This window comes from Cyanobium sp. ATX 6A2 (genome assembly GCF_024346355.1).
In the GTDB taxonomy this organism is placed as follows: domain Bacteria; phylum Cyanobacteriota; class Cyanobacteriia; order PCC-6307; family Cyanobiaceae; genus NIES-981.
The window spans coordinates 36847-56880 of sequence record NZ_JAGQCU010000005.1 but is presented as its reverse complement, the minus strand read 5'-3'; the positions used below and the strand labels follow the sequence as shown (position 1 = coordinate 56880).

Below are 20034 nucleotides of genomic sequence, written 5' to 3'. Positions count from 1 at the left end.
GCGCCACTTGTCCGTTATTCGGTATGGGGATCATGAACGGCAGCAATTCAGGCGGACCACCCGATGGCAGCGGCACCAACGTGGTTCGGGTGGCCTTCGGCGTGCGCCGCCCCCGCCGCAGCCGTCCGGACCGGCCCGAGCGCTGGGTCACCGTGGTGCTGCCCTTCCAGGGGGGCAGCGATCCCACCCCGCCTCCCCAGGCGGCCTGAGCGCCAGCAGCTGGTGCACCCTCAGTAGTTGGCGCCGCTGCGGCGCTGGTGCACCGCCGTTGCGGCGGTGGCATCCAGCACCGCGCCCCGCTCCACCTGGGCATAGAGGAGCCAGTGGTCACCGCACTCCATGCGCTGCTGCACCGTGGCCTCCAGCCAGGCCAGCGCCTCCGGCAGGATCGGCTGGCCGCTGGGGCTTGTCTCCAGCTCCAGGCCGGCGAAGCGATCGGCTCCCGGCGCAAAGGGTTTGAGGAACTGGCGCATCGGCCCGGTTTCCCGGCCGGCGGCCAGCACGTTGAGGGCGAAGCGGTCGCCGATGTGCAGCAGCGTCTCCACCGCCCGCTCCTTGGCCACGGCCACCGTGAAGCCCGGTGGCGTGAAGCTGGCCTGGCTCACCCAGCTGGCCACCATCGCCCCACTCAGGTGGGCCTCGCCGCTCCCCTTCACCGTGGTGAGCACGCAGAGGGAGCCGAGCACCCGGCCCAGGGCCTGGATCGCCGGCTCGCTGCGGCTCTCCCGCAGGCCCCCTTTGCTGCCGCGACGCTCGCCGCGGCGCTGGGCGGCCCGCAGCTGGCGTCCCAGGGCGGTGCCGGTTTCCTCGATCGCCTTGAGGCGGGCCGCATCGGGGCTGAACTTCACCTTGATCGGCTCGAAGGCGAGTGCAAAGCCGCCATTGCGCAGCTTGCTCTCGAGCAGGTCGAGCGCTTCACCGCTCCAGCCGAAGCTGCCGAACACCCCCACCGGCTTGGCGCGATCCCCCTCGGCCAGCACCGTGCCCAGGGCTGAGACGATCGGCGTGGGTGCGTGGCCGCCCAGGGTGGGCGAGCCGATCAGCAGGGCATCGCAGGAGCGGATCGCCTCCAGCAGCTGTTCGGGTTCACTGAATTCGCAGTTGATGCTCTCCACCCGCACGCCGGTGCGCGCCACCCCCTGGGCGAGGGCATCGGCGATGGCGGCGGTGTTGCCGTAGGCGCTGGCGAACAGCAGCGCCACCGACTGGCTGCTGCGTTCACTGCTCTCGCCCCAGCGCCGGTAGTCGGCCAGCAGGCTGCGCCAGCTTTCGGCGATCGCCGGACCGTGCCCCGGGGCGATCGTGCGGATCTCGAGTTCCTCGAGCCGGTCCACCACCGTTTCCACCTGCCGGGCCATGGGCGCCATCAGGCAGTCGTAGAAGTAGCGGCGGTCTTCCTCGCTGCTGCTGCGGTTGGCCTCCGCCCAGCTCTCGCTGTAGAGGTGGGCGGCGAAGAACTTGCCGCTCATCAGCAGGCCGGTGGTTTCCTCGAAGGCCAGCAGGGCTCCTGGCCAGCGGGGGGTGGGGGCCGGGATCAGGCGCAGCCGGTGACCGCCGCCCAGCTCGCGGCCGGCCTCCTGCTTCACCACATCCAGCGGCGGGAGGGGCGGCGGCTCGCTGGCGGCCGGGGCGTCGGCGCCGCCGGCTGGGGCGGGTTTCTGCTGGCTCCAGAGCTGTTCCAGCAGCCGCGCCCCGGGGTTGGAGGCCACCAGCATCAGGGCGGGCCAGCGCTCCGCCAGCTGGCGCAGCAGCGCCACCCGGTTGGGGTTCACGTGGCCCACCACCACCTTGAGGGCGGCATCGGCCGGCACCAGGGTGGCCAGTTGCTCCAGGTAGGGCTCGGCGAAGGAGGCACCCGGCGGATGCACCAGCACCGGCGGAATCGGGCGCCCGGTGGTGGTGCTGCCCGGCAGGAACAGGAAGCTGTTGGCCGTGGTGCCCCGCTCCAGGCCGTACTCCACCTCGAAGCGCAGCCGGGTGGGGCTCAGGCCCCGCAGACAGATCAGCCCGTCATCGACAGGCAGCACCAGCACGCGCCGGTCGCTGGCCACCGCAGCGCGGGCCGTCATCAGTAATGGTTCCCCACCTTGCGGTGATGCACGGCGGTATGGGCCTGGGTGTCGGACACATTGCCCTGCTCCACCACGGCGTAGATGATCCAGTGGTCGGGGCCCTCCAGGCGCTGGGCCACCCGGCAGCCCAGGAAGGCCAGGGCATCGCCGAGCACCGGCCCGCCGGCGGCCATCCCCTCCAGGGTGCTCACCCCGGCGAAGCGGTCGGCCCCGGGCGGGAACCGCCGCAGGAAATGGCGCAGCAGTTCCTGGTGGTTGTCCTCCCGCAGGATGTTGATCACGAAGCGGTCGCCCACCTGCATCAGCGCCTCGATCGCCCGGTCCTTGGCCACGGCCACGGTGATTCCCGGGGGATCGAAGCTGGCCTGGCTCACCCAGCTGGCCACCATGGCGCCGCTGCGGGCGTCGGCCCCCTCGCCCTGGTGGGCCGTCACCACATACAGCCCGCCCGACAGGCGGCCGAGGGCCTTGTCCAGGTCGCCATCGAGGGCCTTGATGGCGGCGATGGTCTTGGCCTTGGTGAGCAGCTGGCCCAGGTCGGTGCCGGCCTCTTCGCAGCGCTGGTAGTCGCCGGTGTTGGGCACCTGGCGGATGCGCAGCGGCTCGAAGGCGCTCTTCTGGCCCAGGGCCCGCAGCTGGCCGGCCACGGTGTCGATCGGCTGGTCGTTGCCACCGAAGGCGTCGTAGCAGGCCACCCACTGCTTGGGTTTGAGGGCCGCCAGCAGGGTGCCGATCGAGGCCTGCAGGTCGGCGTCGGCCTGGGCCGGCCAGGTGGGCACCACCACGGCGCTGGCCTCACCCACCAGGGCGGTGAGCTCCTGGGCATCGGTGGCGCGCAGGTCCACCAGCTGCACCTGGGCGCCGGCCTTGTCGATGCCGTGGGCGATCGCCTGGCTGAGGCGGTCGCAGAAGCCGTACTGGCTCACATAGCACACGGCGGCGTAGGTCTCGCCCGTGCTGCGCTCACTGCTCCAGCTGCGGTAGTCGTCCAGCCACAGACCGAGGTGGTGGCGGAGCAGCGGTCCGTGGCCCACGGCGATCGTGTGGATCGCCGGCAGGGCGTCCATGCGCTTCATCGCCTGCAGCACGCTGCGGGCGTTGGGGCCCATCAGGCACTCGTAGTAGAAGCGGAAATCCGGGGCGATGGCGCCGGGATCCACGTCGAACAGATCATCGGAGCAGTAGTGCAGGCCGAAGGCGTCGCAGGTGTAGAGGATGCCGGTGCCGTGGTCGAAGGAGAAGATCGTGTCCGGCCAGTGCAGGTTGGGGGCGCTGAGGAACTCGAAGCGGTGCTGCACGCCGCTGTCGGGGTTGGTGCCCAGATCCAGTTGCTCGCCGCTCTTCACCGCCCGGCTGCGGAAGGGCCGGTGCACCTGGTCCTCCAGGAACTGGATCGCCACCTTGGAGGCCACGATCTCGATCTCGGGATTCAGATCGATCAGGTGACCGATCAGGCCGGAGTGGTCCGGCTCGGTGTGGCTCACGATCAGACAGTCGATCGCCTTTGGATCGATCTGCTCCCGCAGCAGGGGCAGCCAGGTGCTCTCGAACTTGAGGTGGCTGGTGTCGATCAGGGCGGTGCGTTCACCCCGCACCAGAAAGCTGTTGTAAGTGGTGCCGTTGCGCAGGCCGAACTCGATGTCGAAGCGGCTGCGGTCCCAGTCCAGCGAGCGGATCGCGGTGGTGTCGGCGGCGATGGTCTCCCGCTGCAGGCTGAGACGCGGGGGCGCGCCGGGGCTGGTTGCTGTGCTGGCTTGCGGGCTGGTGGTGGCGGCTGCCATGGACACCCGGTACGGCTGGCTCGACTGTAGGGAGGCCCGGTGCACCCTGGCCTCACAGCCACCACCAGGTGCTGAAGCGGGCCGCCTGACCGCAGGGCTGTCCCTGGTCGTTGTGCAGGGTCCAGAGGCGGGCGCCATGGATCTGGAAGCGGCGGCCGCTGCTGTCCATGCGGATGCCGCTGTAGCCCGCGATCGCTTCCCCGGCACGGGCCTGCAGCAGCGCCTGCCGCCGCTCGGCGCGCTCCGCCTCGGGAGCGGTGAGCCGGGAGGGCATCCCCACCATCTCCCCCCAGCGGCGCCGCCAGAGGAGCAGGGCGGCCCGGTTGGCATAGGTGAGCCGCGGGCCGGGGTCGCTTCCCGGGTCCTGGCCGTCGTGGGCGAGCACCATCAGCGGGGCGGCGAACAGGGCCTGGGCGCGCTGGAGCGGGCTGGCATCGGCGCACACCCCGGCCAGCAGGGGTGTGCCGAAGGCGCGCTGATGACTCTCGAGAATGCACCGCGCCAGGGCCAGCCTGGGTTCCGCCAGCCACGGCGGCGGAGCTGGCGCCCCATCGCTGAGCCGGAAGTCAGCTGTCCGGGTGTGTTCAGTCACTGCTGGTGTCTGGGCTCTGCTCCTGGCCGTTGCCCATGGCCCGGGCCATGGCCTTGCTGCCCTGATGTTCGCCGTGGGCGCGGATGTGGTCGAGAAACAGGCGGTTGGCCTCGGGGAAGCGGGGCTCTTCGGCCAGGGGCAGTGGGCCGGCCGCATCCAGGCCGGTGTCGCCCTCGAGGGCGGGGGTGATCACCACCAGATCCGGGTCGAGGGCGGCTCCGTAGCGCCACCAGCGGGTGGGGTCGGTGATCGCCGCATGCACCGGCGGCGGGGTGGCATCGGTGGCTGCCGGCTCCTGCCCGGTGGCGCGGGCCTGCCGGGCCTGGCGGGCCAGGGCCCGCCGGCGGCGCTTGGCCAGATCGTTGAGCAGCTGGGGGCGGGTGCGGCCGCGCAGCTGGAAGAGCACGAAGGGATCTTCGCTGAAGCGCTCACCCATCAGATAAAACACGGCGCTGACGTGCTTGCAGGGGTTGGCCTTGTCGGGGCAGCTGCACTCGCTGCGCACCTCCTGAAGCTTGAACGGGAACAGCCGCTTGCCGCTGGCGGCAAAGGCCCGCTCGATGTCGGCCGGCATCACCCCGGCCAGCAGCTGGGCCGACCAGCGGGCCTTCTGGCTGAGGGCATCGAGCACGTAGCCCCAGTCCTCATCGCTGAGCACATCGAGCCAGAGCTTCACCTTGTAGGGCTCCTCGTCGCTCCCCTGCACACGGGCATGCACGCGCCGGCCCTCGAAGCGGATCGAGGAAACGCTGCCGGAGCGGGCGTACTCCCAGGCGCGCTCGAGGCGTTTCTTGAAGCGGTAGGCCTGGATCAGTTCCATCCACTGCTCCACCCACCAGGGCTGCTGAGCCAGGCCCTCATCGCCGAGCTGGGTGCTGATCGGAGTGCTGGTCATGGCTGCAGGGCGTTGTTGTCAGTGTGGCCGCCGATCCCCGCCGGGGCTGCACCGGCTGCAGGCGGCATCAGGGCCGCCGCGGCCAGCGCCAGCACCACGGCATTGAGCAGGTGCCAGAAGAGGTGGGTGCCGATCGGCAGCCACGGGCACACCAGCTGATCGATGCTGCGCAGCAGCAGGGAGAAACTGAACACCCCCCCAGCCAGCAGCAGCTGGGGGCGCTGGCGCTGGCGCAGCTCCCGCCAGCCCAGCCCCAGCAGCACCAGCAGGGTGGGGCCGTAGTACGCCAGTGATCCGTTCAAGACCTGCGGCGCCGAGCGGCTGGCCAGGGTGGCGAGCAGGAACAGGGCCACCAGTAGCAGCGCGCCGGCCGCCCCCACCGCAGTGCGGCGGCGCAGGTAGAGCCACAGGAACAGCAGCTGGAACAGCAGGATCGGCACCACATCGGCCAGCAGGGCCCAGGACGTGGCCACGGTGTGAAAGACGGTGCTGCCCACGCCGATGGCCACCGCCAGGGCGGTGAGGCCGGCGATGCCGGGATCGCCGCTCACCCCCAGCCGCCGCGCCCGGGCCTGGATCCACCAGGCCGCGATCAGAAAGGCCCCGTTGGTCACGGCATTCACCGGTTCGGCCAGCAGGCCGGGCCCCAGGCGCTCGCAGTAGTCGTTGAGCGTCGTCAACAGCTCACGCTCCAGGGTCGCCGAGGGCCACCAGGTCGCGCAGCTGGCCCATGTCCAGCCCCCCCAGCCACTCCTCGCCGGAGCCCACGATCTCCTCGGCCAGCCTGGATTTCTCGCGGATCATGCGGTCGATGCGCTCCTCCACCGAGCTGCTGGTGATGAACTTGTGCACCATCACCCGGTTCTGCTGGCCGATGCGGTAGGCGCGATCGGTGGCCTGGTTCTCCACCGCCGGGTTCCACCAGCGGTCGATGTGGAACACATGGCTGGCGCGGGTGAGGTTGAGGCCCACGCCGCCGGCCTTGAGCGAGAGCAGGAACAACTGCGGGCCGCGGGGATCCTCCTGGAAGCGGTCCACCATCGCCTGGCGCTCGGCCTTGCTGGTGTTGCCGTAGAGGAAGGGCACCTCCTGGCGCCAGCGGCGCTGCAGGTGGGCCTTGAGCAGGTGGCCCCACTCGGCGAACTGGGTGAACAGCAGGGCGCGATCGCCGGCCTCGATCACCTCCTCGAGGATCTCCTCCAGGCGCTGGAGCTTGGCGCTGCGGGCGGCGAAGTCGCCGCTGCCGTTGCCGGCCAGCACGGTGTCGCTGGCCTCGCCCAGGGCCAGGGCCGGATGGTTGCACACCTGCTTGAGCTTGGTGAGCAGGGCCAGCACCTGACCTTGCTTCTGGCCCAGGGGCGAGCGGGCGATGGCATCGAGGCTCTCCTCCACGGTGCGGGTGTAGAGCTTGCGCTGCTCGCTGCTGAGCCCCACCCACTCCTGCAGCTCCACCTTCTCAGGCAGGTCGGAGATGATCGATTTGTCGGTTTTCAGCCGCCGCAGGATGAAGGGGCCCACCCGGCCCTTGAGATCCCGCAGGGAGGCCATGTCGCCATAGCGCTCGATCGGCAGCCGGTAGCGCTGGTGGAAGAAGGCCTCATCCCCCAGCACCATCGGGTTGAGAAAGTCCATCAGGGCCCACAGCTCGCCCACGCGGTTCTCCACCGGCGTGCCCGTGAGCGCGATCCGGAAGCGGCTGCCCCGGCTGGCCCGTGAGCCCCGGCTGCCGCCGCCGTTGCCCGCTCGCGCCAGGTCGCGGGCCGCCATCGACTGCTTGGCCTGGGGGTTCTTGATCGCCTGGGCCTCGTCGATCACCACCCCCTGCCAGTCGATGGCTTCCAGCAGTTCGCTGTCGCGCTGCAGCAGGCCGTAGCTGGTGAGCATCAGGTCCACCCCCTTGAGGGCTTTCTTCAGGGCCGCCTCGCTGGCGGCGCGCCGGGGCCCGTAGTGCTCGCGCACGCCCAGCTCCGGGGTGAAGGCCGCCGCCTCCCGCTTCCAGTTGGTGAGCACCGAGGTGGGGGCCACCAGCAACACCGGTCGCTTGAGTTCCTCCTCCGCCTTGAGGTGCTGCAGGAAGGCCAGCAGCTGGATCGTCTTGCCCAGGCCCATGTCGTCGGCCAGGCAGGCCCCCTGGTCGAAGCGGTGCAGGAAGGCCAGCCAGCCCAGGCCGCGCTCCTGATAGGGGCGCAGCTGACCGGCGAAGCCCGGAGGGGCCGGCAGTGGATCGGGTGCCTTCTGCTGGTGGTATTGCTCCAGCACCGCCTGCAGCCTTGGGCCGGCGGTGAAGGCGTGCACCGGCAGGCGGTGAAAGGTGTCGCCGTCGCTGGCGGTGAGCCGCAGGGCGTCGTCGAGGCTGAGGCCCGGGTCGGCGGCGCAGAAGCGCTCGGCGTTCCGCAGGTCGTTGGGCCGCAGCTCGATCCACACCCCCCTGTGCTGCACCAGGGGGCTGCGCTTCGCCGAAAGCCGCTCCAGCTCGCGCAGGTTGAGGGTGACGCCACCGATCATGAACTCCCAGTTCCACACCAGGCTTTCGCCCAGGGTGAAGCCCCGGGAGGTCTCCGGCAGCTCGGCCGTGATCGCCAGTCCCAGCCGGCTGGCCAGTCCCCCGGAGAGGCTGCTGGGCAGCACCACGCCCACGCCCACATCCCGCAGCTGCGCCGCGGCGGTGCGCACCAGCACGAAGGCCTCGGCCGGGGTGAGCTGCATGCCCTCGGGGGTGCCGGAATCGAGGCCCCGCTCGATCGGCTCGAACACGCTCAGGGCCCGACCGAGCCCCTCCAGCAGCAGCTCGCTGGGCTGGGGCACGGCCACCTCCCCGAGCTGGAGGGTGCGGTCGCCCGCATCCCAGGCCGCCGGCGCCGGCAGCCGCAGACTGGGGTCGGCCTCAGCCTGCAGGCTGAACTTCAGCTCCCAGAGCTCCTCGCCCTCGGGGGGGGTGAACAGCTCCAGGCAGGCCCGTGCCGGGGCCACCCGGCCGGCCACGGCCTCGCGCCAGTGGTGGGTGGCGATCGTGAGGCGCTCCAGCTCCTCCTCATCGAGCCGCAGGCTGCCGTCCCCCTTGCCCAGGCCCTTCTGCCAGGCCAGGAGCAGGGGGTCGAGACCCTCCGGCGCGCACTGAAATCCGGAACGCAGCTGGCCGTCGAGCAGGGCCGCCAGCAGGCTGGCCACCCGCAGCCGGCCGCTGCCGGGCCGGCGGCAGGCCAGGGCAGGGTGGCCCTCCAGTCCTGCCGCCAGGGCACAGGTGGCCACCTGGGGGATGCCCACGGCCAGCTCCTCCAGCCGGCGGCGGTCGCCCTCGCGGTTGAGCAGGGGCTGCCAGCGGGCTCTGCCCTCCTCGATCATCGGCAGCCAGCGGCCCCGGGCGATCAGGCTCAGGGCCCAGCGCTGCAGATGGCTCCACCAGCGCAGCTCATCGGCCATCTGCGGGTGGCCGGCGGCCAGGGGCAGGCCGCTGAGCCATTCGGCGGCGCCGGCTGGATCCAGGGCCCAGCCCTCCACCTGCCAGGGCCACCACTCCAGCTGTTTGGGGATCGGCTCGCCCGCCTGCAGCGGCAGCCCGCTCCAGCTGTCGCCGCTGCGCCGTCCCCTGCCGGCCTGGGTGCGGCTGGGCAGGGTGAGGGTGGCCCGGGCCGGCCGCAGGGCCTCACTCCAGAGTTCGTTGTCGTCCAGCCAGTCGGCTACCTCGTCGGCGCTCAGGCCCAGGGGGTGGGCCGGCGCCTCCCGGTCGGGCTCCACCGGGCTGGCCACGCGCCAGGTGTCACCCCACAGGAACAGTCGGCCCCCGGGACCGTCGGGGGGAAACAGCCAGGTGGCGTGCAGCAGGCTCATCCCAGGGTGTTCAGGGCCGGTGGGTGGAGGCCTGGCCGCCGGCGGCCAGGCCGGCGGTGCGCGAGGGCAGGACGCGTTGGGCGACCAGGCGGGCTCCGTGCAGCACCAGGGCGGCGCCGACCAGCGGCAACCAGGTGCGAATGAGCTCCATCATCACAGCCGGCCCGACCGCCACCAGGGCGGCCGGCAGCGGGGTGCGCGCTGGCCAGTCGGCGAGGGCCGGCAGCCCCAGGCTGTGGATGCCGCACACGGCTCCCACCAGGCCGGCCTGCAGGTGGCTGTCGTCGGGATCGACACGCTGGAGATGGAAGGCCAGCAGGCCGTAGAGCAGGCCACAGCCGCCGGCCCGCAGGGCCGCTGCCAGCCCCAGCGGCAGGCCCAGCAGCAGCGCGGCGACGCCGGCAGCCAGCGCCCAGGCGATCGAGCGCTGGCGCAGCTGCTGGCGGGATGGCGAGGTGGCGGCCTGGCTCACGGTGACGCCCGAGGGGGCAGGGCCTCTGACGGGCGATCATGCTCCCCTGCCGGTCTGCCATGCCGCCCCAGCGCACCCTGCACCTCCACGCCGGCCCCCACAAAACCGGCAGCACCTACCTGCAGGCCCGGCTGCACCGCAACGGCCGGGCCCTGGAGCGGTTGGGTCTGCGCTACCCCACCCCCTGGCGCGAACACTCCCACCGCCATCTGGCCCGGGCCCTGCGGGCCGGCCGGCTGGAGGCGCTCGATCAGCTGCTGCGGCGCCAGGGGCGCTGGAGCGGCGACCTGCTGCTCAGCGCCGAGCACTTCGTGCCCCTGCTGGAGCGGCCCGAGGCCATCGCGCAGCTGCGCCAGGCCGCCGACGCCCACGGCTACCGGTTGCACGTGATCAGCGTGGTGCGGCCCCAGGAGGAGCTGCTCAACTCCTTCTACTGCCACGCCCTGGGCCGGCTCTACGGCGGCCCGGGCTTCCGGGCCTACGTGCGCGCCCAGCTGGCGGGACGGCGGGTGCGCGGTGCCGGCCGGCGCCGCTGGATTCACATGGCCCCCCTGGCGCTGGATTTCGAGCGGCGCTTTGCTCCCCTGCTGGCCGCCGACGGTGTGCGGGGGTCGTTCCTGCCCTTCCGCCCGCGCCAGGGGGACCTGTTCGAGCAGCTGATGGCGACCCTGGAGCTGCCCGCGGGCCCCTGGCGGCCGGCGCCGCCGGACCAGGCCAATGAGCAGCTCGGCCGCCGCGGGCTGGGGGTGGCCCTTCTGCTCAATCAGCGCCTCGATGGCCTGCCCCTGCGCCGCAACCGCCTGATCGCTGAGCACGGTCTCAACCGGCTGGTGGAGCGGCTGCGGGCGCGGGCCCGGCAGCGCGGCTGGGTGCAGGAGCGCTTCAGCGGCTGGGAGGCCGGGCTGCTGGAGCGGGTGCGCCAGCGCTACGGCGCCGCCAATGGGCGCTTCGCCGCCCGGGTGTGGGGGCAGCCCTGGAACGCCTGCTTCGCCTCCCCCGGTCCGGCCGCCCCCGGTCCGGCCGACGCAGAGGCCAGCCCAGGCGTCCCCGCCCCGGCGGGGCTGGTGCTGGATGGCGAGGTGGAGCGGGAGGCCGAGCAGCTTTTCAAGGGCTATCGGCGACGGTTGCTGGCGGCGTCATCCCAATAACGTCATCCCAATAATCTGTAGGCCCTGCTGGGGTCCCGATGCGGCTCTTCTCGCGGTGGCCGGAACAGCAGGCCCACCTGCTGCGCTGGCTGCTGCTGCTGGGCTGGCTGGCCCTGATCGCCTCGTTGAGGCGCTCCAGCTCCTCCTCATCGAGCCGCAGGCTGCCGTCCCCCTTGCCCAGGCCCTTCTGCCAGGCCAGGAGCAGGGGGTCGAGACCCTCCGGCGCGCACTGAAATCCGGAACGCAGCTGGCCGTCGAGCAGGGCCGCCAGCAGGCTGGCCACCCGCAGCCGGCCGCTGCTGGGCCGGCGGCAGGCCAGGGCAGGGTGGCCCTCCAGTCCTGCCGCCAGGGCACAGGTGGCCACCTGGGGGATGCCCACGGCCAGCTCCTCCAGCCGGCGGCGGTCGCCCTCGCGGTTGAGCAGGGGCTGCCAGCGGGCTCTGCCCTCCTCGATCATCGGCAGCCAGCGGCCCCGGGCGGATCCAGGGCCCAGCCCTCCACCTGCCAGGGCCACCACTCCAGCTGTTTGGGGATCGGCTCGCCCGCCTGCAGCGGCAGCCCGCTCCAGCTGTCGCCGCTGCGCCGTCCCCTGCCGGCCTGGGTGCGGCTGGGCAGGGTGAGGGTGGCCCGGGCCGGCCGCAGGGCCTCACTCCAGAGTTCGTTGTCGTCCAGCCAGTCGGCTACCTCGTCGGCGCTCAGGCCCAGGGGGTGGGCCGGCGCCTCCCGGTCGGGCTCCACCGGGCTGGCCACGCGCCAGGTGTCACCCCACAGGAACAGTCGGCCCCCACAAAGCGGCCAGCACCGATCGGCGGGCCGGTCGCTTCGAGTAGCTTGATCAGTGGCTGGCCAGGCAGCGGCGCTGGAGCGTCGATCCATTGCTGAGTGCCGAGCACTGCGTTCCTCAGCTGGACTCGCCCGAGGCCCTGGCCGCTATGTGCGACGCCAGGCCGGACTGCTCGACTCCTGGGGTGGCCATAGCCTGGATGCCTGTATGGCGGGGCGGATCTCCCCTCCCTGGTGTGCCGATGGGCAGGACGCCCTGGATCACCACAGATTGTGCCCGTGCCTTCTGGTCCGGGGACCATCCAGACCGGGCTGATTGCTGCGAAGGAGTTGTGATGCAGCCAGCCGTCGCCACATGTCCTTCAAGTCCTTTCGAAGCCGGTGTAGCAATTCCTACAGCAATCTGGGTCTTTCAGGGTTTGGTAATGTGACGGCCTTGGCGAGGCTATGACCGTGCAGGTTCATCAGTGTAGTGCCAACGTGATTCAGGAGCTGCTGGAAGAGCTGTACCACGCTTATTCTGGTTTGAATGAAGGCCGGGTAGCCGACTATATACCTGAGTTGGCCAAGGCTTGCCCTGACGATTTTGGCATCGTGATCGCCACCCCCGGTGGCAGAATCTATGAGGTTGGTGCAACGAGAAAGGAGTTCACCATCCAATCAATTTCGAAGCCGTTCATCTATGCGCTGGCATTGAAGCTGCTCTCCCTGGAGTTCATTGCCAGCAAGATTGATGTGGAGCCCTCTGGTGATGCGTTCAACGCCATCAGCCTTGATCCGGAGTCGGGAAAACCGCGCAATCCCATGATCAATGCCGGTGCCATCGCTGCATCGGCCCAGATCTGTGATGCGTTCCCTGGAAATTCCGAAGAGCAATTGCTTGATTATTTCGAGCAGCTGGCCGGACGGCGGCTGAGTATCAATTTCGATGTTTATAGATCAGAGAAAGAGACCGGCCACCGCAACCGGGCCATCGGCCATCTGCTTCGTAATTTCAACATCATTGAATCTGATCCGGAGCCGGCTCTGGATCTCTACTTTCGCCAGTGTGCTATCTCCGTCACATGTCGAGACCTTGCGGTGATGGCCACGACGCTGGCTTGCCAAGGGCGCAATCCCTTCACCGGCGGTCAGGCCATTTCCCCGGAGATCACGGTGCGGGTTCTTGCCCTGATGGGGACCTGCGGCATGTATGACTTTGCCGGCCAGTGGCTCCATGATGTGGGTATTCCGGCCAAGAGTGGCGTGGCGGGTGGGGTTATGGCGGTCATTCCGGGGCGGCTCGGCATCGCCACCTACTCCCCTTCGCTCGACAGCTTCGGCAACAGCGTGCGTGGCGTAGCTGTGTGCCGGCAGCTCTCAAGAGGGGTAGGGCTAAGCCTGTTCAATCAATACTACCAAGTGGATGCCACCATCCGGCGTTCTTACCTGGGATCCCAGCGAACGTCACGGCGCTGGCGCAGCGATCGGGAGTTGCGGATCCTGGACCCCCATCGCGACGAAGTGCAGATCATTCATGTCCAGGGAGTGCTTGATTTCGGTGGAATCGAGCAGATGGCCGCAGAGTTGGCGAAGCTGTCGGACAAGGTGCGAATTTTGATTCTCGATCTGGCCCATGTCACGGAATGTCCGGTGGAATCCTCCGGCCTCCTGGATCGCCAGCTCTGTTCCATGGAGGACAAGGGGGTGGATATTCTCCTCTCCCGTGCCGGGAGGCTGCCCATGGTCAGCATGCCTGACTGGAGGATCACTGAGCGTGTCGAAGCCTATGAGCATCTCGATTCAGCCCTCGAGGCGGCTGAGGAGATGCTGCTGTCGTTGTACGACACGGAGGCACCCCCCGCGACTGTGACGGTTTTGGCCGATCCCCGGTATCCGGGCTTTCTGGGCCAGCTCCCCGATGAGCATCGCGTGGTGCTGGCCGAGCGGATGAGCCTTAGATTGTTTGAATCCGGTGATGTCGTCATCCGTGGTGGGGACCCTGGCGACGAGCTTTTTCTGGTTCAGTCCGGATCCTTCGACATCGCTCTCAAGATCAGTAGTGGCGATGGGGTGCACCACTCCACCCGGTTAGCCACCTTCGGCGCGGGGCTCTGTTTCGGTGAGATCGGTTTCATTGCTCAGAACCCGCGCACGGCCGACATCGTCGCCACAGAAGCGGGGGCATGCTGGGTGTTGCATCGGGATGATTTCGATGCCCTCAGCCACAGCCACCCACAGGTGGTGATCTCCCTGCTCAAGGCCCTCACCTGCGACATGGGCACAAAACTCAGCCAGACCAGCGTTCAGCTCACCCTGATGGAGCACTACTGAGGCGCTGAGCCATCATGCCTTGCAAGGATCCGCCCCCGTTCCGCCATGGCCGTTGCCCCTTCCTCTCCCCAGGCCTCGGGTCAGCCCTCCCTGCGCCCCCGCAGCGGCGCCGAAATCCGCGCGGCCTTCCTTGATTTCTACGAGCAACGGGGCCATACCCCGATGGCCAGCGCCTCGCTGGTGCCGGACGACCCCACGGTGCTGCTCACCATCGCCGGCATGCTGCCCTTCAAGCCGGTGTTCCTGGGCCAATCTCCGAGGCCGGCGCCGCGGGCCACCAGCGCCCAGAAGTGCATCCGCACCAACGACATCGAGAACGTGGGCCGCACGGCGCGGCATCACACGTTCTTCGAGATGCTCGGCAACTTCTCCTTCGGGGATTACTTCAAGGAGCAGGCGATCCAGTGGGCCTGGGAGCTGAGCACCGGCGTGTTCGGCCTCTCGCCGAACAACCTGGTGGTGAGCGTGTTCCGCGAAGACGACGAGGCCGAGGCGATCTGGCGCGACCTGGTGGGCGTGAATCCCAAGCGGATCATCCGCATGGATGAGGCCGACAACTTCTGGGCTTCCGGCCCCACCGGCCCCTGCGGCCCCTGCTCGGAGATCTATTACGACTTCAAGCCCGAACGCGGTGACGACGGCATCGATCTGGAGGACGACAGCCGCTTCATCGAGTTCTACAACCTGGTGTTCATGCAGTACAACCGCGACGCGGAGGGCACCCTCACGCCGCTGGCCAACCGCAACATCGACACCGGTCTGGGGCTGGAGCGCATGGCCCAGATCCTGCAGGGCGTGCCGAACAACTACGAAACCGACCTGATTTACCCGTTGATTGAAACGGCGGCGCAGCTGGCGGGCGTGGACTACCGCAGCCTCGATGAGAAGGGCAAAACCTCGCTCAAGGTGATCGGCGACCATTCGCGCGCGATCACCCAGCTGATCGGCGATGGCGTGACCGCCAGCAATCTCGGCCGCGGCTACATCCTGCGCCGGCTGCTGCGGCGCGTGGTGCGTCACGGCCGCCTGCTCGGCATCACCAAACCCTTCCTCACGGCCTTGGGTGAGGCCTCGATCGCGCTGATGCAGAGCGCCTACCCCCAGCTGGTGGAGCGGCGTGAGGTGATCCTGGCCGAATTGCAGCGCGAGGAGGCCCGCTTCCTGGACACCCTGGAGCGGGGCGAAAAGCTGCTGGCCGAGGTGCTGGCCGCCCAGCCCCAGCAGATCAGCGGCGAGCAGGCCTTCGAGCTCTACGACACCTACGGCTTCCCCCTGGAGCTCACCGAGGAGATCGCCGAGGAGCACGGCCTCACGGTGGACACCGCCGGCTTCGAGGCGGCGATGGAGGCCCAGCGCCAGCGGGCCAAGGCGGCGGCGGTGAGCATCGACCTCACCCTGCAGGAGGCCATTGATCAGGTGGCCTCCGCCGTTGAAGCCACCGCCTTCAAGGGCTATGAAGCCCTGGAGCACCCCAGCTGCGTGCTCGCCTTGGTGGTGAATGGCCAGCCGGCCGAGCGCGCCGCGGCTGGCGACGACGTGCAGCTGGTGCTCGATGTCACCCCCTTCTACGGCGAGGGCGGCGGCCAGGTGGGCGACCGGGGCGTGCTGCTGGGCGGCGGCGACCAGACCAGCGTGGATGCGGGGGTGATCGTGAGCATCGCCGGGGTGAGCCGCAACCGCTCGGTGTTCGTGCACAGCGGCCGCATCGATCGGGGCAGCGTGGCCGTGGGCGACCTGCTCACCGCCCGGGTGGATGCGGCCTGCCGGCGCCGGGCCCAGGCCAACCACACGGCCACCCACCTGCTGCAGGCTGCGCTCAAGCAGGTGGTGGATCCGGGCATCGGCCAGGCGGGCTCGCTGGTGGACTTCGATCGCCTGCGCTTCGATTTCCATTGCCCCCGGGCCGTGACGCCCGAGGAGCTCGAGCAGATCGAGGCGCTGATCAACGGCTGGATCGCCGAGGCCCACAGCCTCGAGGTGGCGGAGATGGCGATCGAGACGGCCAAGGCCGCCGGCGCCGTGGCGATGTTCGGCGAGAAATACGCCGATGTGGTGCGGGTGGTGGATGTGCCCGGCGTGTCGATGGAGCTCTGCGGCGGCACCCATGTGGCCAACACCGCCGAGATCGGTGTGTTCAAGATCGTGGGCGAGAGCGGCGTGGCCGCCGGCATCCGCCGCATCGAGGCGGTGGCCGGTCCGGCGGTGCTGGCCTATCTCAAGGAGCGCGAGGCGGTGGTGAAGCCCCTGGCCGAGCGCTTCAAGGCCCAGCCCGGCGAGATCGTGGAGCGGGTGGCCCAGTTGGCCGAGGAGCTCAAGGCCACGCAAAAAGCCCTGGCGGCGGCCCGCGGCGAGCTGGCGGTGGCCAAGGCGGCGGCTCTGGCGGCCCGTGCCGAAGCGGTGCTGCCAACGTCAGGTGCCGGCGCTGATGGCCAGGCCTTCCAGCTGCTGGTGGCCCGCCTCGACGGCGTGGATGGGGCTGGCCTGCAGGGTGCCGCCCAGGGCCTGGCCGACCAGCTCGGCGACAGCGCCGCGGTGGTGCTCGGCGGCCTGCCCGATCCGGCCGACCTGGGCAAGGTGATCCTGGTGGCGGCCTTCGGCAAGGCGGTGATCGCTGCCGGCCCGAAAGCCGGGGCCTTCATCGGCGGTGTGGCCAAGGCCTGCGGCGGCGGCGGCGGCGGCCGGCCCAACCTGGCCCAGGCCGGCGGCCGCGACGGCGCCGCCCTGGATGGGGCCTTGGAGGGGGCGCGCACTGCTCTCCTGGCTGAGCTGGGGGCGGCCCAAGGCTGAGCAGCGCAGGCAGGGGTGCGAAGCGCAGGCAGGGGTTCAGGGCAGCGATGTCGGCCAGCTGCCCATGGTTCAGGTGGCCGAACAGGGGGCCTGGGCGCCGAATCGCCATCCTGTTCTCTGCGTCGTAGCCCGCCGGGTCTTTGGGATCGAGATTTTTGTGCGGCGCTTCAATTCCTGAAACGGATTGGGTATGCGCTGCTGAATTCGCTCCAAGGTATGCCAAGTCTGACTGGAACGTTCTCTCCTGGGGTGATCGAAGCCAAGGTCCGTTGAAGCCTCTTGTCCAGGCTCCAGTTCCTGGGTGATGGCGTAGTTGTGATAGGCGTAGGCAATGGCCTGGCGGGGCTGGCGATCCTCCATCCCCTCAGCCCACCAGCCGTAGTCGCGGCGACAGACCCCGCTCCCGATCGGCGCTGGGATCATCGCCTCGGCCTGGTGGCTGGGCGCCGTCCGCCCTCTCCCGCAGGCTCCCCATCTCCCCTCAGGTCCGTCCCGTGATCCAGGTCAATCCGTGATCCAGGCCCGTCCGTTCCGCTGGCTTCGCCGCCACCTGGTGTTCGTGGTCTGGGCCTCCGCCTGCACGGTGGGGTTTGCCGTGTTCGCCAACACCTACGACCAGTGGCAGCTGATGGTGGCCACCCGCACCCAGGAGCTGCGGGGACCCAGACAGCCGCCGGATGGGGTGGTGATCGTCGCCATCGACGACCACAGCCTCGTGCAGGGGGCGAATGCCGATCTCAGTGCGGATCCCGAGCTGAGTCGGCTGGTGAGCTGGCCCTGGCCCCGCGCCATCTACGACCGCGTGCTGGAGCGCCTGTTCGCCGCCGGAGCGCTGGCGGTGGGCTTCGACCTTCTCTTCGATGGCCCCAGCAGCCACGGCCCCAACGACGACGACCGTTTCGCCCGGGCCCTGAGCCGTCATCAGGGCAAGGTGGTGCTTGGGGCCCAGGTGTTCGAATCCCGGGGACGGGTGGGGGGACTGACCCTCAGCAGCCCGATCGACCAGCTCAGTGCCGCGGCCGGTGACGCCAGTTCCGGTCTGCTCAATGGCCTTCAGGACCCCGACGGTTACATCCGCCTCCGGCCCACCACCTATGCCGAACAGCTGCGCCAGAGCGGGGCGCTGGATGTGCCTCCCGGTCTGGCGGATCGGCTGATCGGCAAGGGCGCTCTCGAAGAACTGCCCCCACCCCGTCTGGTGGCCTCCTGGCGCCCTCTGGTCGACCCCTACGGACCCGCCCGCACCATCCCCACCATCTCCATCTGGGAGGTGCTGGAGACGGCCAGCTTCGAGCAGTTGCTGGAGCGTGGAGTCCTCAAGGATCAGGTGGTGCTGATCGGCCCCACCGCCAGTGTGCTGCAGGACATCCATCGCACCGCTTTCGCCGGGGCGGAGGGCATGCCCGGGGTAGAGATTCACGCCGCCGAGATCGCCAACCGTCTCGAGGGCCGGGCCCTGTTCGTGCCCTTCACCTCACCGCTCTGGGCTCCGCTGCTCGGCCTGGGGGTGCTGTTGCTGGGCCTGCTCTCCACGCGCTGGGAGCAACCCCAGGCGCGACTGGGCACCCTGGCGCTGATCGCCGGTGTGTTGTTTCTGGTGGCCCTGATCCTGATCAGTTCCAAGGGAATGGGCATCGTGCTGGTGGGTCTGTCGGGGTTCACCCTCGCCACCGGCCTGGTGAGCGCGGGGGAGGCCACCGTGCGCCTGCAGCTCAACCGGCTGCGCCTGCGGCGCATGCTCGAGCGCTATCTGTCTCCGGCCGTGGCGGCCCAGATCGCCAGCCAGCCCGAGGAAGCTGATGAGCTGCTGGGTGGGCGGGTGTCGGAGGTGGTGGTGTTTCTGTGCGATGTCCGTGGCTTCACCCAGCGCACGACCCAGATGAGCCAGGAGGGCCGGGCCAGCGAATTGGTGGCTCAGCTGAACGAGTATTTCGCCGTCCTTGTGGGTGTGCTCCAGCGCCATGGCGCCACGATCGACAAGTACATGGGCGATGCGGTGCTGGCGGTTTTCGGGGTTCCCCTGAGCCGGGGTCTGGAGAATGAAGTGCAGGCAGCGCTCGAGGCCGTCACCGAGATTCAAGGCGCCTTCGCGGAGCTCAATCAACGCTGGATCTCCGAGGGCCGCGAACCCTGGGAGCATGTGTTGGTGCTCTCCGGCGGGCCTGTGATCAGCGGCAACATCGGGTGCGCCAGCCGCATGGATTACACGATGATCGGCGACACCGTGAACATGGCCAGTCGTCTTGAGTCGGTGGCCAAGGAGGCGGACAGCGGCGTGGTGGTGAACCAGGTCGTGGCCGCTCAGGCCCGCCAGGAGTGGAACATTCAGACACTCGGCGACTACGAGGTCCGCGGTCAGGGCAGCCAGGAACTGTTCACCCTGATCGGACGTGCTGACGCTGATGCCAGCGCCGGACAGGTCTCCTAGGATTGATTGCAACGATCACCGGCCGGTCCCATCCATGCGCACCCCATCCATGGGCGCCAGAGTTGTCCGTTCTGTTGTTCGTTGTGTGCCAGCGGGCCAACGGTTTCGGCTCGGACATTCCGGCGTCATCGCCCTGGCCACGGCCATGCTCACCGCCATTGCCCCAGCACCCGCCCGGGCGGCGGTCATCCAGTCCGCCCAGATCAAGCGCGTGATCGATGGCAGTGAGGTGTTCATCAATGGCCGCACCGCCAAGCCGGGCAACGTCGCCCGTTCCGGCCAGCAGCTGCGCACGGGCCGCAGCCGCGCCGAGCTTCTCTTCGACGGCCGCACGGTGGGGTTCATGGGGCGCTCGAGCGTGCTGAACGTGGGCAGCGAGTGTCTGCGCCTCGATCGCGGTGCGGTGCTGATGAGCGGCCCTCAGAGAACCTGCCTGGGCACCAAGGTGCTCGGGGTGAAAGGCACCACCACCATCGTGCAGCGCGAGCAGGGTTCCTTCAACGTGATCACCCTCGAGGGCGTGGCCTACGTGGGAGAGCCGGATGGCTACGAGGAGCAGCGCCTTCAGTCCGCACCCGGGGACGGCACGACCCCTTCCCCCGCCAGCGACACTCCCCGCAGTTCCCTGCAGGTGGCCGACGGTGACCTCCTGGCGCAGCGTGCTGAACCTCCTCGGCGCGCCCAGGACCCTCCTGGGCGACCCCCCGGCAGCTCGATTCCGGTGGTCGATGGTGACCCGAGTGGCCGCACCACCTACATCTGCGGCTGCGAGGTAGCCCAGTTCAGCCTGGAGGGTGACTTCATGCAGCAGGCCGTGCTGAGCCGCACCCAGTTGCTGGCGGCCCTGAACCGCTTCACCGATGACAAGCTCGCCCTGCCCCCCGGTGTGGCCGAAAGGATCCAGGAATCGATCTCCCGCTGCGAGTGACGCTTTC

Annotated in this window: 15 protein-coding genes; 6 read left to right on the top strand and 9 right to left on the bottom strand. The window is 69.5% G+C overall.

Annotated elements, in window-relative coordinates:
• Positions 1–32: 32 nt before the first annotated feature.
• Positions 33–209: a hypothetical protein gene (locus KBY96_RS06555; protein ID WP_396122285.1), complete on the top strand. Its 177-nt coding sequence runs from the start codon at positions 33–35 to the stop codon at positions 207–209.
• Positions 210–230: 21 nt separating this feature from the next.
• Here KBY96_RS06555 and KBY96_RS06550 read toward each other — a convergent pair whose 3' ends face one another.
• The 7 genes from KBY96_RS06550 to KBY96_RS06520 are packed head-to-tail and all read right to left on the bottom strand — an operon-like array spanning position 231 to position 9640.
• Positions 231–2069 (bottom strand): diflavin flavoprotein, encoded by a 1839-nt coding sequence (locus KBY96_RS06550; RefSeq protein ID WP_254978558.1) that lies wholly within the window; start codon positions 2067–2069, stop codon positions 231–233.
• Positions 2069–3853: a diflavin flavoprotein gene (locus KBY96_RS06545; RefSeq protein WP_254978557.1), complete on the bottom strand. Its 1785-nt coding sequence runs from the start codon at positions 3851–3853 to the stop codon at positions 2069–2071. Before KBY96_RS06545 ends, KBY96_RS06550 begins: the two co-directional genes overlap by 1 nt.
• 52 nt (positions 3854–3905) lie before the next feature.
• Positions 3906–4445, bottom strand: coding sequence for an MEKHLA domain-containing protein (locus KBY96_RS06540; protein WP_254978556.1), 540 nt, complete (start codon positions 4443–4445; stop codon positions 3906–3908).
• Positions 4438–5340, bottom strand: a complete 903-nt coding sequence (locus tag KBY96_RS06535) for an SWIM zinc finger family protein (RefSeq protein WP_254978555.1) — start codon at positions 5338–5340, stop codon at positions 4438–4440. The genes KBY96_RS06540 and KBY96_RS06535 overlap by 8 nt, the downstream gene beginning before the upstream one ends.
• Positions 5337–6020 carry a ceramidase domain-containing protein gene (locus KBY96_RS06530; protein WP_254978554.1) on the bottom strand — a complete coding sequence of 228 codons (684 nt, stop codon included), beginning with the start codon at positions 6018–6020 and terminating at the stop codon, positions 5337–5339. Before KBY96_RS06530 ends, KBY96_RS06535 begins: the two co-directional genes overlap by 4 nt.
• Positions 6021–6024: 4 nt before the next feature.
• Positions 6025–9168 carry a DEAD/DEAH box helicase gene (locus tag KBY96_RS06525; RefSeq protein WP_254978553.1) on the bottom strand — a complete coding sequence of 1048 codons (3144 nt, stop codon included), beginning with the start codon at positions 9166–9168 and terminating at the stop codon, positions 6025–6027.
• Between the two features lie 10 nt (positions 9169–9178).
• The gene (locus KBY96_RS06520) at positions 9179–9640 is read right to left on the bottom strand and encodes a hypothetical protein (RefSeq protein WP_254978552.1); all 462 of its coding nucleotides are present in this window, start codon (positions 9638–9640) and stop codon (positions 9179–9181) included.
• Between the two features lie 59 nt (positions 9641–9699).
• Here KBY96_RS06520 and KBY96_RS06515 point away from each other — a divergent pair, with 59 nt between their 5' ends.
• A complete protein-coding gene (locus tag KBY96_RS06515) occupies positions 9700–10788 on the top strand; it encodes a hypothetical protein (protein WP_254978551.1) in 1089 nt (362 codons plus the stop codon).
• Here KBY96_RS06515 and KBY96_RS06510 read toward each other — a convergent pair.
• A complete protein-coding gene (locus KBY96_RS06510) occupies positions 10745–11245 on the bottom strand; it encodes a hypothetical protein (RefSeq protein WP_254978549.1) in 501 nt (166 codons plus the stop codon). The genes KBY96_RS06515 and KBY96_RS06510 overlap by 44 nt on opposite strands.
• Positions 11242–11538, bottom strand: coding sequence for a hypothetical protein (locus KBY96_RS06505; RefSeq protein WP_254978547.1), 297 nt, complete (start codon positions 11536–11538; stop codon positions 11242–11244). Before KBY96_RS06505 ends, KBY96_RS06510 begins: the two co-directional genes overlap by 4 nt.
• Before the next feature lie 480 nt (positions 11539–12018).
• Between KBY96_RS06505 and glsA the strand changes: the two genes are divergently transcribed.
• The 4 genes from glsA (at position 12019) to KBY96_RS06485 (ending at position 20027) form a co-directional block, all read left to right on the top strand.
• Complete coding sequence (gene glsA / locus KBY96_RS06500) at positions 12019–13884, top strand: glutaminase A (RefSeq protein WP_254978545.1); 1866 nt, start codon at positions 12019–12021, stop codon at positions 13882–13884.
• A gap of 45 nt (positions 13885–13929) precedes the next feature.
• Positions 13930–16671, top strand: coding sequence for an alanine--tRNA ligase (gene alaS / locus KBY96_RS06495; RefSeq protein ID WP_254978544.1), 2742 nt, complete (start codon positions 13930–13932; stop codon positions 16669–16671).
• 511 nt (positions 16672–17182) lie between these two features.
• The gene (locus KBY96_RS06490) at positions 17183–19099 is read left to right on the top strand and encodes a CHASE2 domain-containing protein (RefSeq protein WP_254978543.1); all 1917 of its coding nucleotides are present in this window, start codon (positions 17183–17185) and stop codon (positions 19097–19099) included.
• Between the two features lie 145 nt (positions 19100–19244).
• Complete coding sequence (locus tag KBY96_RS06485; RefSeq protein ID WP_254978541.1) at positions 19245–20027, top strand: hypothetical protein; 783 nt, start codon at positions 19245–19247, stop codon at positions 20025–20027.
• The last annotated feature ends 7 nt before the right edge of the window (positions 20028–20034 follow it).

Excerpts from the sequence above, each read along its gene's own strand:
- KBY96_RS06555 (WP_396122285.1), top strand. The coding sequence starts at position 33 with ATGAACGGCAGCAATTCAGGCGGACCACCCGATGGCAGCGGCACCAAC.
- KBY96_RS06550 (WP_254978558.1), bottom strand. The coding sequence starts at position 2,069 with ATGACGGCCCGCGCTGCGGTGGCCAGCGACCGGCGCGTGCTGGTGCTG.
- KBY96_RS06545 (WP_254978557.1), bottom strand. The coding sequence starts at position 3,853 with ATGGCAGCCGCCACCACCAGCCCGCAAGCCAGCACAGCAACCAGCCCC.
- KBY96_RS06535 (WP_254978555.1), bottom strand. The coding sequence starts at position 5,340 with ATGACCAGCACTCCGATCAGCACCCAGCTCGGCGATGAGGGCCTGGCT.
- KBY96_RS06525 (WP_254978553.1), bottom strand. The coding sequence starts at position 9,168 with ATGAGCCTGCTGCACGCCACCTGGCTGTTTCCCCCCGACGGTCCCGGG.
- KBY96_RS06515 (WP_254978551.1), top strand. The coding sequence starts at position 9,700 with ATGCCGCCCCAGCGCACCCTGCACCTCCACGCCGGCCCCCACAAAACC.
- KBY96_RS06510 (WP_254978549.1), bottom strand. The coding sequence starts at position 11,245 with ATGATCGAGGAGGGCAGAGCCCGCTGGCAGCCCCTGCTCAACCGCGAG.
- glsA (WP_254978545.1), top strand. The coding sequence starts at position 12,019 with ATGACCGTGCAGGTTCATCAGTGTAGTGCCAACGTGATTCAGGAGCTG.
- alaS (WP_254978544.1), top strand. The coding sequence starts at position 13,930 with ATGGCCGTTGCCCCTTCCTCTCCCCAGGCCTCGGGTCAGCCCTCCCTG.
- KBY96_RS06485 (WP_254978541.1), top strand. The coding sequence starts at position 19,245 with ATGCTCACCGCCATTGCCCCAGCACCCGCCCGGGCGGCGGTCATCCAG.